Here is a 14,570-nt window from a genome sequence, read left to right on the forward strand (position 1 = left end):
CAATGAAAATCGCTGATTTTGATTTCGACAGTCTGGAAACGTCCCTGCCCGAAGCCGCAGAAACACCCGCAGCGCAACTCGGAAGCATCATTGATGCTGTCGCCGATGTCGTCGCCAAGCATCCCGAGCGGATCGCCATCAAGGATGAGGCTCAGGATATTTCCTATGAGGTTCTTGATCGCGAAAGCAACCGGATCGCCAATTTCATCATCGGTCTGAACCTGCCCCAAGACGCCATGATTGGCGTCATGACCGGACGTAATCATTTCTACATTTCGGCCATCCTCGGCATTCTTAAGGCCGGGCATCCGTTTGTGCCACTTGATCCGGCAACCCCCTTGATCCGTCGTATTGCCATTGCCAACAATGCGTCCATTCCGCTTGTCTTGGCTGATGCCGAACATGTGGGGGATCTTCACCAATTGCAGTGGCGGTGTGATGGCGTTGAACACATTCTGTGCATCGACCGCGAAAATATTGATGCGATCTCGGAAACGCCGGGTTCACTGATGTCGGTTGAACTGTGGGATCACCTTGCTGGCGATGATGCAGACAACGTTTTGGCCGGTGGGTGGAAAAGCGCATTCACCGGACAACCGATTGCGCAAGAAGCCATGGACGCATTTGGCGCAAATGCACGTAACAAGATCGCCAATCTGGTATCCAAAGACGCGCATGTGCTTGAAATAGGCTGTGCTTCGGGCTTTACCATGAAGCATGTCGCACCGGTCGTCGGAAAATATGTTGCAACCGATCTGTCCCGGCGGAACGTTGAACGTACCGAAGAACTTGCCATCAAGTCAGGCATGACGCACGTCATGGGCCGCCAGTTGGCCGCGCACGACATTGATGTTTTCGAGGAACAATCATTTGATCTGATCATTCTCAATAGCGTCGTCGAAAACTTCCCGGGCTTTGGCTATCTCCGTCAGGTTCTTAACAAGGCTGCCAAATTGCTGGCACCGGGTGGTGCGATTTATCTTGGCAATATCTGGGATGCAGACCGCAAGTCGGACTATCTTGCTGACCTTGCAAAGTTTGCCGCCGATAACGTCGGCAAGGGTTATGACACCCGTCTTGATTTCCTTGAAGACCTGTTCGTGCCCGAAGCATTCCTGAAAGACTGGGCATATGGCCATGGCGGTTTTGCGGTTGAACGCACAGCCATTAATGCGCCGGGCTTTGACCCTGCCCCATACACCTTTGATCTGGTTCTGTCGCCAGATGCCAATATCGCACCAAATAAAACATTGCGTTATCGCCATGATCTTTCTGACCTTGTGCGGTCTGCCGACGGTGCACCTGATAAGCCGTCAGCATCGTCTGACGTTGCCTATGTCCTGTTCACCAGTGGCACGACCGGCACGCCCAAAGGGGTAATGATCGAGCACGGATCTGTGGTTAACCTTGCAAACTCAGTATTGGAAACGCAGCTGAAATTGATCAGCGCAGACGACGCAAAGTCTTGTCTTAATCTGACATGCGTCGCACCGTTTGCCTTCGATGGATCGATTGTTCAGATTTTCGCAAGCCTTCTAAACGGGCACAGTCTTCATATCCCGGGCACCGACACCAGAAGCGATCCCGAAACCCTGCATGACTTCATTATCGAGCATGAGATCGATCAACTCGATGCCACGCCAAGTCTGTTCTTCCTGCTGCTTAATCACTGGTATCAATCCGGCCAGCACTGCCCGGCCAAGATGGTGGTTCTGGGCGGCGAACCGGTTTCGTCGGACTTGGTCGAACGTTTCTTTGCCCTGCCCCAACACAACAGCAGCATACTTGTAAATGCCTATGGTCCGACGGAATGCTGCGTGTCAACTGCGCAATATGTCATGACGGCACAAAACCATCGTCAGATCCTGCCGCCACCGATCGGCACAGCAATTAATGGCGTGCAAATCAGAATATCTGATGAAAACAGCCGAACGCTACCCGATGGCGTGCCGGGAGAAATCCTGATTGGTGGGGCGGGTGTTGCACGTGGCTATCTGAATAACCCGGCCCTGACAGAGCAAAGCTTTATATCCGACAGTGATGGTAGCCGGTGGTATCGCAGCGGCGATATTGGCCGCAAACGCAATGACGGCGAGATCGTTTTTGTTCGCCGTGAAGACGGGCAGGTCAAGGTCCGCGGTAATCGCGTTGAATTGGCCGAAATTGAAACCGCCATCTGCAAACATCCTCTTGTTCGCCATGCGACTGTTATCTTGCACAAATCCGGCAATCAGGGTTCGGAAAATCTGGTTGCATATCTGACCACTGATGATGGCTTTGACGTCACAACTTGCCGGACCCAACTTGAGCAAGCCCTGCCAGCCTATATGGTGCCGGGCTATATGATCTGCCTTGATCAAATGCCACTGACGTCAAATGGGAAGGTCGACAAAGCCAAGCTTCCTGCACCATCGGGCGACCTTCTTGTAGGGTCAAACAAGCATTCACAGAAACTCGAAACCGAGCTTGAACACCAAATCGCCAAGATCATGGGTGAGGTCCTTGATTACACGATTGATGACGCAAATGCCGATTTCTTTGAACTAGGCGGGCATAGCGTCCTTGCAGTGCAATTCCTGTCAAAATTAAATCAGGCGGTTGATATCAAAATTCCGCTCAGCGATTTGTTTAGCTGCGCAACTGTGTCCAAACTTGCTAATCGCGTTGAAATGCGCAAACGCGATGAAAAGGACAAGAACCCGGTCGTTTCAGTCAATACCGAAGGCAAAGGCATCCCAATCCTGTGCTTTCATCCTGTGGGCGGAAACATCCTATGCTATCAGGATATGTCACGTGAACTTGGTTCTGAGCAACCGGTCTTAATGGTCGAATCCCGTGGACTTCAGGAAGGTCAGGGATTAAACGCTTCCGTTGAGGACATGGTCGCTGCCTATATGCCATTCATCCGCGAAATGATCCAGAACGGTCCGGTGCGCGTTGCGGGTTGGAGCTTCGGCGGGTTGCTTGCCTATGAAGCAGGTTATCGCCTGTCACAGGCTGGGGTGGATGTGCGCAGCGTCACCCTGCTCGATGCGATTGCAGTTCCTGAATCTGTCCGTGAGATGCTGCGCAAGGACGAAGCAGAATATCTCGCAGATCTGTTTGGTGAATTGGGGATCGTCAAAGCCGAAGAATTGCGCCCTCTTACACCGGAGGAACGCATTGATTACCTGCTGACGAATGGCAAGGAATGCGATCTTCTGCCAAAGGATGCGGATCGTGGCACGATGCGCCGACTTCTTGCGGTGTTTCAGAACAACGCACTTGCGGCCGTTCACTACATGCCGCCGGAGATTGAAGACATTGATATCCTGCTTGTACGTCCGCAAACCATTGTGCGCGGAGCACCCTACATCGAAGGTGATGAATTTAGCGGCTGGCGCGCATTCACGGGTGACAATATTGAACTCGCCATGGTTCCGGGCACCCATGGCACCATGATTTCCCAGCCACATATTCAAGAAGTGGCAAAGGCCATGCGCAAGCAGATCAAACGAACAATCTAACAGCCAGTCAGCGCAGATTACGGCAAATCGAGATCAACCAAACAGCAAGGACCAGATGGTTTTACGACCATTCTGGTCTTTCATTTTTGAAACGGGTCCTTGCCGGCAAGGTCATTGCCAACCAACCAGAACCGCCCGACCAAACGTACGTCTGATATTGCGCGAAGTTCCGGTATCCTAGCACATAGTGATCGACCTTGTGGGTGATCTCTGACGGTGCATAGATATCAAGCGGTGTCATCATGCCTGTCGTAAGGGTCTTTGCCAAACTTTCGCGCGCGACCCAAAGCAGGCTGGCCGTGTCGCGCTTTGACAACCCAATCGTTGCGCACATTTCGCGTGTTTCGCGATCCAATCCGTCAAGAACCGGACTAACATCATCCTCAGAAGGCAGATCAACATCAATTCCCATCGGGTGCCCACGATGAAAAATCAACGCAGCTGCGAGCCTGTCTGAATGTGAAATCGATACACCAAGGTTCGAGACACTTGCCCCCGCTACATTCGACAGAATTGGCTGTTCGAAGATTCCGCTTTCAATGCTAATCAGGCGTGGATCAATCTCAGACCGATGTGCTTGGAGTGCAATCTTTGCCGCCAAACGACCATGTGTGTAGCTGTCCCTGCGCTGCGCGTGTTCAAAGCTGTCACGGCGCGTCAACTCACCTTCGTTAAGCAATTGACCAATAAGTGTTTCCCTTGCCTCAGGCGCCAAGTCATCAAGTTCAATGACAACCAATGTCGCGCTCAGGACATCACTCAGATCAAAGCTTCCTGATGCGCTATCACGAACCAATTCAAACGACTGAATTTTGATGGCGTCAGACAATCTCACATCACGGCTCCGTCTCAGCGGAATGACATCCAAACCGACAAACAAAAAAAGAATGTCCAAGCATAGCTTGGACATTCTTGAAAACATACGCAGTTATTGGATTTGAAAACCCAATTACGCCTTGGCAGTTGCCGCAGCACCTGCAGGTTTGGCAGTGGTTTTGCCGCCTTTGACATATTCAGAGGCCTTACGCTTCCCTTCTTCGAACTCTTCCTGGAATTTGCCGGAAGCTTCTTCTGCGTCGAAGTTTGCAACCGTACCGCCCTTGGCGAAGTGCCATGCGAAAACGCGACCCAGCGCGTAGGTGCAAGCAGCAGCAAAGGTCGGCATTGCAACCAGACCAAAGATCGTACCAACAACGGGAACACGACGGATCAGGTTTGCCGCAGCATAGCCAACACCAGTTGCCGGAAGTACCGTAGCGACCAAGGTCGAAATGGAATTCTTGATCGCGTTCTCGGAGAACGGCACGCCATAGGTGTCGCAAAGCTGTGCGAGCATGCGCAGCTGAATGGTGCTGCTGGTTGCCATTTCAAGGAACGGGATAGGAACCAAACCACCAATGGCAGCATATGCAGTGTGACGGTTAATGCTGCTATGCGCCTGAGCACGAAGCTCAGCAGTTTCTGCTACAGCAACTTCTTCAGTCTCTTCAACTTTTTCTGCTTCGCTCATAATTGCCTCTTTGCAATGTTCATTTTGCCGACAGGTCGCATACACAAAATTCTAGACTGCCAACACACTACCCCAACTTCCGGTTTATCGCAACAAACAGAAGTTGTTATTGTTTTGTATCTGCCTTCATTTCCGGCACAGCAGCTGGCTCTCGACCGGCAGCTGATTCGGTTCTGACTGCACTGCTATCATATAGCGGCGCGATAGATTGCATCACCTTTTGCAACGTGCTTGGCGAGCCAGGTTGTTCATCACCGGATTGCGTTGCAGGCTTTACATCAGGTGTCGGCACGGAACCTTGTTCTGCCCCACCCGGCTGGCTTGGTGACAAGGGGTTGGAGGACGAAGACGGTGACGCACTACTACCGGGTTCACGAATACCCGGTGAAATCGCATTTTGCGGTGAGATTTCAGCTGCACGTGCGTTCAGGTCATTGGCAGATGGCAAGGTGTTGGCCTGATCGCCAGTCAGTTCCGCACCTGAGGTATCAGAGGACGACTGCGGCGCATCAGCCGTATTCAAGATAACTGGCAAGCCGTCCTTGCCACCAATGATGATGGTCTTGCTGTTTTTCGACGTGGCGAGCGACATGGTCGCTTCGATACCGCGCAGACGCAGATACTCTTCGGTGATGGTCTTCGCAACAATATCCTGAAACTCGCGAATACCCTCAGCCTCGATCTTTTTGCGCTGCTTTTCCTTTTCTTCACGCGCAAGGCGGAAGTCATATTCAAGCATCGCCTGATACTGTTCGGCTTTACGTTCAATGGCATCGGCAACCCGCTGCGGCAATTTGACTGAGCGGATCAGCACGTCTTCAACCGTAACCAAACGTCCCTGGAAGCTCTGGTTTACCAACGAAGATCCAAGCTGGTTGACCATACGCTCAAGGATTTCGGCCTGAATGAATGCACGCGTTTCGGTATAGAGTTGTTCCGGGGTGTAGCGCGAAATCAGTTCACGGGCATGCGATCCTATTTCCGGGTAAACAAGGATTTCCGGATAATTTGGCCCGACAAGCTTGTGCAACATACCTGCCGCATCGCGATTGATACGATAACGAACCGCGATGTCGACTTCCATCGACAGACCGTTGGAAGAGATCGTGTCATAGACGCGGGCCTGATTTTGCAGGCGGGCGTCATAGACAAACATTTTGTCCCAAGGGAAGATCATCTGCACACCTTCGCCGTAGGTATGCTCAACAACGGTCCCACCAAAGAAGCGGTACCACATCACGCCAACATGACCGGCCGGAATGGTAATAAAGATTTGCGGAGCGAGCGCAATCATCCCGATCAGAATAAAGAAGATCGTGATCAGGATTCCTGTTTGCGAGCGTTTGACAACCCGGTGCAGCCAGTTGATGAACCGATCGCGGAAGCCTGGCCGCCGCGCGTTTTCACCCTTGCCTCGTTCCGGACCGCTTGCTGACATTGTTGTGCCATCAACCATTCGCTATCTCATTACTCTTATGCATTTTCATGAAACGTTGATTGCACGTCAGTACTCATCCAGATCATTGATTTTTTCGCGGATTTCGCGTGATGGCCGCGCGACGATCTGAACCAGAAAATCACCAATCGGTGTGATCACCACCGCCAGAATGAAGTGCCCGAGAAACCCGAACGATGTCCGGCGTCCCAACAAGCCGCAAACAACTGCCGCCAGAAGATAAAGAATGATAATGATCAGATTCATTGCCCTGAGCCCGCCGACCTGAGTTAACCCTGTTAAGACGCCTAAGCGACTTTTGCATCCTTAACGACCTTTAACCCGTCTTGGAATTCTTCCTTGAATTTGGGCTCGGCACGTTTCGGGTCGAAATTCTCCATTGTCCCACCTGCTTCATAATGCAGCTGAAACACCCGACCCAGCGCATAGGTGAAAGCAGCATTGAAGCCAGGCATGGTCAGCACACTTAAAGTTGTTCCAACCACCGGAAGGGCTTTTGCCAGGCCCGAAAAGATACCCGTCGCTAGAAACGATTTTCCTAACACCCCACCAGTGATGCTGGCCATCATGGTCGCGATGACTGCTTTGCCACTGCTTTTGCGGAAATCTACTTTATAGTGACTGCTCAATTCGGCTAGCATTTTAAGCTGTACTGCAACGATTGCGGCCGAATCGAGAACGGGAATGGGGATCAATCCAGTGCCCGCAGCCCACATCGTATTGCGCATCACAATTCCCCGGGCCAGCCGGTCTCTTCTGTTGCGTTTGAGCTGGTCCAAGCGCGGACTATCCATGTCACCCCCCGGTTTTGTATGGAGGCCAAAGCATAAACGCTAAATTTTCCCACTGCAAACCGTTTCAGGGGCGTATGCGGACTTGACCGCTTCTTTCCATCGAACGACCATGTCGCCATAAGTGTTTAAATTTAACTCCCGATCATGATTGGGAAACGCGGCGTTTTCCGCCGTCTCGCAGGAGCAATGAATTGAGTCTGGCAACCAAGATCGGTGTTGCGCTGTTTCTGATACTCGCAGCCGCGCTGAGCATGACAACAACGCTCAATTACCTGCGCGTTGAGCAAACGCTTAGGACCCTTGTCTTTCAACAGATGAGTGTTGTGAGACATGAAACAAGTCAGGATCTCCTGGCAGGGATTGATCTTGGCTTGCGTTTGGATAATTTCGAAAACCTTGAGGGGATTCTTGCCCGTCGTTTGCAAATGACACCCGAAGTCACTGGAATTACCGTTCAGGACTGCAAAGGATCGGAAATTGCCCGGGCTACCTCAACGCAGCAACCAGATCCCACCCGCATTGATCGCAGTTCCGAGAGCTTCGGGCCGCGCACTCAATCATCCTGGACAAGCATTTCCGAAAAAGGTGCAGTTTCCCGCAGCATTTTGCACGACAGCCTGGGACAATGTGCCGGTCAATTGATCGTCACCACAGACAGTAGCGACTATTTCCGGAAGCTTGATTTGGCCTTTATTGAGATGTGGAAGTCAGCCGGGTTTGGGATGCTTTTGATCATTCCCATAACGGGGCTTTTGATTATTTTGATGCGCCGCCGTCATCGCATTTTCGTCGAACTTCACCAAGACATAGATCGCGCCATGGCAGGTGAAACCACCGCACGCCAGATCCACGACGAAGACGCCCTTACGGCAAGCGAAATTGAACTGATTTCCCTCTATCGCGAAATCCGCGACAAATTGCCCAAGGACGGCGTGGCGGGCCAGTCATCTGATGCGGAGAAGTCGAAATGAGCAATATCTCTGCATCGAAACACAAACGTCGACTGATGCCCAAAGGCACGATTTGGATCCTGCTTTTGTTTAGCACAATCGCACTTTGCATTGCGCTGATCGGGATATCGTGGCGCGCAGCGGATTTGGTACGCGACGACCTGCAGGTCGAAATTCAGCAAAAGGCGGAAATACAAGCCAAGGCATTGGCTGAGAAAGTTGAACATGCGTTAGAGCTTGGCATCCCGCTTGATCGCATTGTCGGGTTTGAAGATGTCGTCGTTCAGCTACAGGAAGGTGATCCAGATCTGCAATTCGCCGCGATCCTGAATGGAACAGAACCGGTTCATACCGGCGGCGTAGCGGCCAGCACAATTAAGCAGGCCCTGTTTGAGGAGAATGGCCCCAAAACGCCTTCAACCATCATCACACGGATTGAGCTTAAAAGCGTTGCTGATCCTGATCCCAAGCAATCTGACTTTGCCATTGTGATCGGCCATGACCGCGCGGCACTGATGCGCCCGGTGACAGATAACCTGTTTGATATCGCGATCATTTTCATCATCACTCTCGCACTGTCATTTGAACTTGTCCTGTTTGTTCTGACGGTGAATGTCGCTTTGCCCGTCCGGGTCGCGCGCCGCGTTCTGACCAATGTGCAGCAGCACAAATTCACCATCCTGCATGGTCAGTCGACCCGCGACGAGATCGGCAGTTTCATGGAACATATCAATTCCGTGATCAGTAAAACCGCTGCCAAGGTCGGCATTCAGCCGCAGAAAGAACGCGAAGTAAAACTGATCGGTGTGCGGTTATTGGCCTTCATGTTCGTCCTGGCCGAAGAACTTGCGCGCCCGATCATGCCGTCCTTCTTCGGGCAGATCACGGCAAGCTCTATCGATGGTCAGTTGGGTGCCGGGATCGTCATGGCGGTGCATCTTCTGATGGTCGCGATTGCCATGCCGCTTTGCAGCCTGTTTCAGGAACGCATCGGATCGCTTCGCATGTATCTATTCGGCGCATTTCTGGCGACTATTGGCCTTTGTGGGACAGCATTTGCCATGGGGCTCGCCGATTTGATCCTGTGGCGTGCCCTGTCGGGCATGGGATATGCGATCACGTTTGTGGCCTGTCAGTCCTATGTGCTTGATGCAACCAATGACGGCAACAGGACGCAGGGCACTGCGATGATGGTCAGTGGAATTATGCTTGCCGATATTTGTGGCCCGGCGATTGGTGGTATTTTCGCAAGCCATTTTGGCGAAGCGGTGACCTTTATCGCCGGTGGCGTTGTTGCATGCGTTGCTGTCGCATTGGCCTTCTTCCTGATGGACAATATGGTGCGTGGCAAAACACCACCGCCCGTGCCGACCAAACATGCCTTGAAGGCAATGCTGTCCAATCGACGGTTACAGGTCCTGATCCTGTTTGCTGCCGTGCCGGCCAAACTGATCCTAAGCGGTTTTCTGTTTTACCTGACCCCGTTAATCCTGTTGCAGTCGGGTGCAACCACCGCAGAAACCGGGCGCGTGATTATGCTCTATGGGTTGGTCGCCCTTTTGACCGGTTGGGGCATAGCACGGTGGACAGATAGCAAGCAGAATGAAATCCGCGCCGTTGGCATCGGTGGCGCACTTACTGCCATCGGTCTTCTGTTTGCAGGTTTCATGCCGCAATATGCCAGCTTTGCTGTGGCGGTTGCTCTGTTGGGTTTGGCACAGGCTACGTCGATCCCGGCACAGGTTTCAGCCAGCCTGAAAATTGCCGCTGACTTCACCGAGGAACATGGTACAGGTCCGGTTCTGGCCGTGTTGCGACTGGCCGAACGATTGGGAGGGGCATTGGGTCCCCTTCTTGCGGCAAGCTTGACGCTGTCGCTTGGCCTGGAACAAGCCGTTCTGGTGTTTGGTGCGATTGCCGCTGTTTGCGTGATTTGCTTTGAACTTCTGATCGGGCATGTGCCCACAGACCAGAAGGCACAAACCAGTAAGTCGGAGGACGGACAATGATAAGGTTGTTCAGCACCCTCTGCCTTATGATTACCCTCACCATTTGTACGATCAATGTTCCGGGGATCGCGTCGGCAAGTGCACAGGAAGCAAAATCGCTTAAGATCGCGATGATTTTGTGGCGTGGTGAAACACGTGTTGAAGATGGATTTCGCGCCTATTTCGCGGACCGCGATATCCCGGTTGACTTGCAGATATTTGATATTGGTCGCGACCTTGAACGCATCCCCGACATCATTTCTGAAATTCGTAAAGATCCACCAGATCTGGTTTACACATGGGGAACAGGTGTGACATCGCGAGTGGCGGGCAAATATGATCAGGTTGATCCGGCGCAAAACATTACAGATCTGCCCGTTGTGTTTGTCATGGTATCCTCGCCTTGGAAAACCAGCATTGCGGCACCCGCTGGACAAACCCGCCCTAATGTTACCGGGGCTACCCATATTGCACCGCTTCCGGCCCAAATCCAGGCTATTCGCGCCTATCGCCCCTTGACAAAGCTGGGCGTGGTTTACAACAGCCAAGAGGATAACTCGATTTCCAACGTCGAAGACCTTCAGGCGTTGGGGGCCGAAATGGGGTTTGAAGTCCTGACCGCCCCGCTTGGACAGGCGGAAGATCCATCACCGGACGACATTGGACCTGCAGTAAGCGATTTGGCCAAGCGCGGTGCTGATATCCTTTATATCGGTCCGGATAACTTTATCGGCACCTATCGCGATGTACTAACCGAGGCAGGATTCACAAATGGATTGGCGGCCTTTAGCGCTACGGAGCTTGAAGTCCGCGACGGGCAAGCCATGTTGGGCCTTGTAAGCCGCTATGAACTGGTTGGACGCCTTGCCGCCAGCAAGGTTGAAAGCATCCTTTTGGATGGTGTTTCACCGTCTAATATCCCGATTGAAACGCTGGAACGCTTTTCCTATCTGATCAATTTTGCCTCTGCGCGCAAACTTGAAATGTATCCGCCCCTGTCACTGCTTGATTATGCAGAAATCATCAAATGACCAACATCACGCGCCTTGATGAAGGCCACCTTGATGCAATCATTGAGTTGCATCACGCCGTGATTTCCGATGCCGACCCCACACTTGTCGCATCTGAAACCGATGCGTTTTTCAAAGACCACTTGGCCGATTGCGGCAAAACGTTCGGGATATTGGAAAACGGCCGTTTATTGGCCTATTGCGTGCTTGGTCTGCCACGCCCGGGTGATCCGAATTTCGGAACGGATCACGGGCTTGCCGATGCCGACCTTCCGTTCGTGGCCCACATTGACGGCGTCGCTGTCAAAGCAGAGTGCCGTGGCCATAACTGGCAACAAATATTGACACGCCACCGGATGCAAGAAGCCATCAAAGTCGGTCGAAAACTGCTCCTGACCACGGTCGCACCGGGCAATAGCGCAAGCCTGATCAACATTCTGGCTTGTGGTTTGGTTGTTCGGCAGCTGAAGGAAAAATATGGTGGGCAGCGTTTCTTGATGCGCGCAGACCTAACCTCGGCCCCGATAATTTACCCGCGTGCTGATGTGATAGCATGGTGCCGGGCAACTGATTTTGAAACGTGTCACAGGCACCTGGCCGCAGGGTTGATTGGCGCAACATATCGCAAAGCGCCTGGCACAAAGACCATTGAAATCGGCTGGATTCCCGATTACCGCATATAGGTATAGGACGGTTTTGAGCCGACGCTATCCTTTGAAGGATCTTTATAGAGTTCCTGCCAGTCACAGGCATGCATGTCGGTTTCCCAATAGCACGCCGCCCCTTTATGAAAGGGCAGGAAATTGCCTTTGCCAAACATGTCTTTGGCAACCACGCTGCTGAAAGTCGGGAACTCGGTTTTCAGCTTCTCAATATTTTCGTAGATGATACGCGCGACCCAGTAAACCACATACGGATCAGCAGCTTCATAGGCCATTAATGATGCCTTGAAGCCATATGATTCCAAAGCCTGTTCCTGCCCACTATAGGTTTTGGCCGGAAGCACCTGATCGAAGAAGTATCGATTGGCTTTGACCAGTTCCTGGGTCAACGGACCGCCCATACCGACCACCTTGGCGTCGCAATTCATGCTTTCTTCAATCAAGGTTGCCGGGTGACCGATCCAAAGACCGAATGCATCAATATAGTCTTCGCAAATGCCAAGCTGGTTATAGTCCTGTGCCACACTATAGACGGTATCCATGTCTTCAAGCTTAAGACCATATTGCCCAAGAAGTTCCATCCACAATTCGCGCGATGCAGACCCTTCCGGCCCGATATTGATCCGCTTGCCCTTAAGGTCGGCGATGCTGTTGATGTCTGAATCCTTGCTGACAACCAAAAGACCCATTTCATCATGCAGCGACATGACCGAACGCGCCCCGACGATCGGGTTTACACCAGCCTGCGCCTCCCAGTTGTTGTTCGACTGAACAATCATCAACTGAACTCGGCCTTCTTTCATCAATTCTATGTTACTACCAACCCCCTGGGACCGTAGGGGTACGCAATGAACGCGATGACGGTTATAGCTTTCGCGCATCATGTCGCAGATCTTTGCCGCCACCTGAAAATACACACCACTCGTACTGCCGCTGTAGATCGCCGCGTAAAAGGACTGCTCATGCGTACCGTCTCCCATGATTTCCGTCGCGTTACTAAAGGCAACAAGACTATCCGGGTCCTTGGTTTTGCGGCGATATTGCGAAAGCGGGATGGCATCGGGCTTATAGATCAGGCCATCAACCATATCGGGATTATTCTTGTGGGGTTGGAGCTTATCGGCATCATATTGGTCGACATCAAAGGTCTTAGCCTGATTATCCAAGCTAACCTCCTGATCACCGGTTGGTGCAACAATTGACTGTGCGCTTTGCTCCGCCACCGGTGGGTTTGCCGATGCATCTTGCGCATGGGCAGCAAAAGATCCCCCGCCTGCGAACCACAGTGAGACCATCAACCACCGAATTGGCTTAACGGAGCCGCCCATAAGCAATTTCAAGATCAACTCTACCACGAACAGTTTATGTCATATGTTCAGTGTAATGGATGTTGTCACTGAACGTCGAGTTCCAATCTGTTGCAATCTCGGCTCAGGAGCCAAATTTCTCAGACATTTAACCTAATTCACATCACAGATAATGTTTGACCGGTTGTAGCCTGCCAACCATAACCACACGTAATAATCGTTTCGCCCTTCCGGAGCCGATGGTGGCCAGTTTAAACAGCTTTGTCCCAAGTCGTGATGAAATCTATCATGCTGCAAGCCTGATTGCATCATGGCCCGACTATTGTCAAAGCCCGCTTATGCCCTGCCCGGGCCTGGCGCGGGAATTGGGCATTGGCGCAGTATGGGTAAAGGATGAAAGCAAACGGTTTGGTCTTGGCGGGGTCAAGGCGCTTGGCGCGCCCTATGGCCTGAAGCAACAGCTTTTAAAACTTGGCATTGAGCCGGGATCACCCGAATGCCGCAACTATGTGGCTGTCGCGGCAACAGACGGCAATCATGGTCTTGCCACCGCATGGGCCGCAAAAAAGTTCAATTGTCAGGCACGGATCTATGTCGGAAGCGACGTCGACCCGGCCCGTATGCGCCGTATCCGCGATAATGGTGCAGAACTGGTGGAAATTGATGGCACCTATGATGATGCGGTCATGGCCGCCAGCAAAGCAGCCGAAGCAGACAACATCCTTCTGATCACGGATACCGACTATGATGGCACGCTTGATGTCACCCGCGACATCATGGCGGGTTACGCAATGTTGGGATTGGAATGCGCCCAACAGTTGCGCGAACAAAAAGGCGAAATCGACAACATCTTCCTGCAATGCGGGGTTGGCGGTATGGCCGCAGGTTGCGCCGTTGGCATGTGGCATGAAAGCGGTAACAAGCCGACCGTATTTACCGTCGAGCCAGATGCTGCCGCCTGTGTGAAAGCAAGCATTGAAACCGATGTCCTGACCAAGGTGCCTGGTAAGCTTTTAACACGGATGGTGGGACTTTCCTGCGGATGCCCCAGCCTGACTGCATTTGAAATTCTGCGCGATGTCAGTGCTGGCAACATCGTGATTGATGACACAATCGCCAAACACGTTCAGGACCGGCTTGTTGCCGGTGTGCGAAACGATCCACCGCTTGATACCTGGGACACCGGCATTTCAGGCATTGCCGGGCTTTGGCATGTTGCGAAAACCCCAAAATTGCGCAGCCAGTTTGGTCTGACGGAACATAGCCGTGTTCTTGTGATCAATAGCGAAGGCGCGATCCCGGAAAAATATCTTTAAATCAAATGCCAAGAAACATGGCGCGTCTGCTGGACAGTTCGTCACGCCATGCTACAGTTGGGGCCTGTGAC

12 protein-coding genes are annotated in these 14,570 nt (G+C 52.3%); 6 read left to right on the forward strand and 6 right to left on the reverse strand.

Annotated features, from left to right (window positions below; translation table 11 throughout):
- Positions 1-2: 2 nt before the first annotated feature.
- Entirely contained in the window at positions 3-3,506 is a 3,504-nt protein-coding gene (locus JF44_RS0102995; protein ID WP_033067477.1) for an AMP-binding protein, read from the forward strand.
- A gap of 61 nt (positions 3,507-3,567) precedes the next feature.
- On the opposite strand, the gene JF44_RS0103000 is transcribed toward JF44_RS0102995, so the two are convergent.
- From JF44_RS0103000 to JF44_RS0103020, 5 genes are all read right to left on the reverse strand, one after another.
- Complete coding sequence (locus tag JF44_RS0103000) at positions 3,568-4,341, reverse strand: 4'-phosphopantetheinyl transferase family protein (RefSeq protein WP_156111578.1); 774 nt, start codon at positions 4,339-4,341, stop codon at positions 3,568-3,570.
- A gap of 114 nt (positions 4,342-4,455) precedes the next feature.
- Complete coding sequence (locus tag JF44_RS0103005) at positions 4,456-5,016, reverse strand: YcjF family protein (RefSeq protein ID WP_052065410.1); 561 nt, start codon at positions 5,014-5,016, stop codon at positions 4,456-4,458.
- Positions 5,017-5,122: 106 nt separating this feature from the next.
- A complete protein-coding gene (locus tag JF44_RS0103010; RefSeq protein ID WP_033067479.1) occupies positions 5,123-6,472 on the reverse strand; it encodes a prohibitin family protein in 1,350 nt (449 codons plus the stop codon).
- Positions 6,473-6,520: 48 nt separating this feature from the next.
- Positions 6,521-6,718, reverse strand: a complete 198-nt coding sequence (locus JF44_RS0103015; protein ID WP_033067480.1) for a hypothetical protein — start codon at positions 6,716-6,718, stop codon at positions 6,521-6,523.
- Between the two features lie 41 nt (positions 6,719-6,759).
- A complete protein-coding gene (locus JF44_RS0103020; RefSeq protein WP_052065411.1) occupies positions 6,760-7,266 on the reverse strand; it encodes a YcjF family protein in 507 nt (168 codons plus the stop codon).
- Between the two features lie 191 nt (positions 7,267-7,457).
- Between JF44_RS0103020 and JF44_RS0103025 the strand changes: the two genes are divergently transcribed.
- Genes JF44_RS0103025 through JF44_RS0103040 form a run of 4 tightly spaced genes read left to right on the forward strand, consistent with a single transcriptional unit; the run spans position 7,458 to position 11,897 of the window.
- Positions 7,458-8,237: a hypothetical protein gene (locus JF44_RS0103025; protein WP_033067481.1), complete on the forward strand. Its 780-nt coding sequence runs from the start codon at positions 7,458-7,460 to the stop codon at positions 8,235-8,237.
- The gene (locus JF44_RS0103030; protein ID WP_033067482.1) at positions 8,234-10,225 is read left to right on the forward strand and encodes an MFS transporter; all 1,992 of its coding nucleotides are present in this window, start codon (positions 8,234-8,236) and stop codon (positions 10,223-10,225) included. Before JF44_RS0103025 ends, JF44_RS0103030 begins: the two co-directional genes overlap by 4 nt.
- Before the next feature lie 26 nt (positions 10,226-10,251).
- The gene (locus JF44_RS0103035; RefSeq protein WP_052065412.1) at positions 10,252-11,235 is read left to right on the forward strand and encodes an ABC transporter substrate-binding protein; all 984 of its coding nucleotides are present in this window, start codon (positions 10,252-10,254) and stop codon (positions 11,233-11,235) included.
- Positions 11,232-11,897, forward strand: a complete 666-nt coding sequence (locus tag JF44_RS0103040; RefSeq protein WP_033067483.1) for a GNAT family protein — start codon at positions 11,232-11,234, stop codon at positions 11,895-11,897. Before JF44_RS0103035 ends, JF44_RS0103040 begins: the two co-directional genes overlap by 4 nt.
- Here the strand turns inward: JF44_RS0103040 and JF44_RS0103045 are convergent.
- Entirely contained in the window at positions 11,885-13,042 is a 1,158-nt protein-coding gene (locus tag JF44_RS0103045) for a TAXI family TRAP transporter solute-binding subunit (protein WP_162181378.1), read from the reverse strand. The two genes, JF44_RS0103040 and JF44_RS0103045, sit on opposite strands and share 13 nt — an antisense overlap.
- Positions 13,043-13,425: 383 nt before the next feature.
- On the opposite strand from JF44_RS0103045, the gene JF44_RS0103050 reads away from it, so the two are divergent.
- The gene (locus JF44_RS0103050) at positions 13,426-14,499 is read left to right on the forward strand and encodes a diaminopropionate ammonia-lyase (protein ID WP_162181379.1); all 1,074 of its coding nucleotides are present in this window, start codon (positions 13,426-13,428) and stop codon (positions 14,497-14,499) included.
- The last annotated feature ends 71 nt before the right edge of the window (positions 14,500-14,570 follow it).

Origin of the sequence: Thalassospira australica (assembly GCF_000763295.1) — a bacterium.
GTDB lineage: Bacteria > Pseudomonadota > Alphaproteobacteria > Rhodospirillales > Thalassospiraceae > Thalassospira > Thalassospira australica.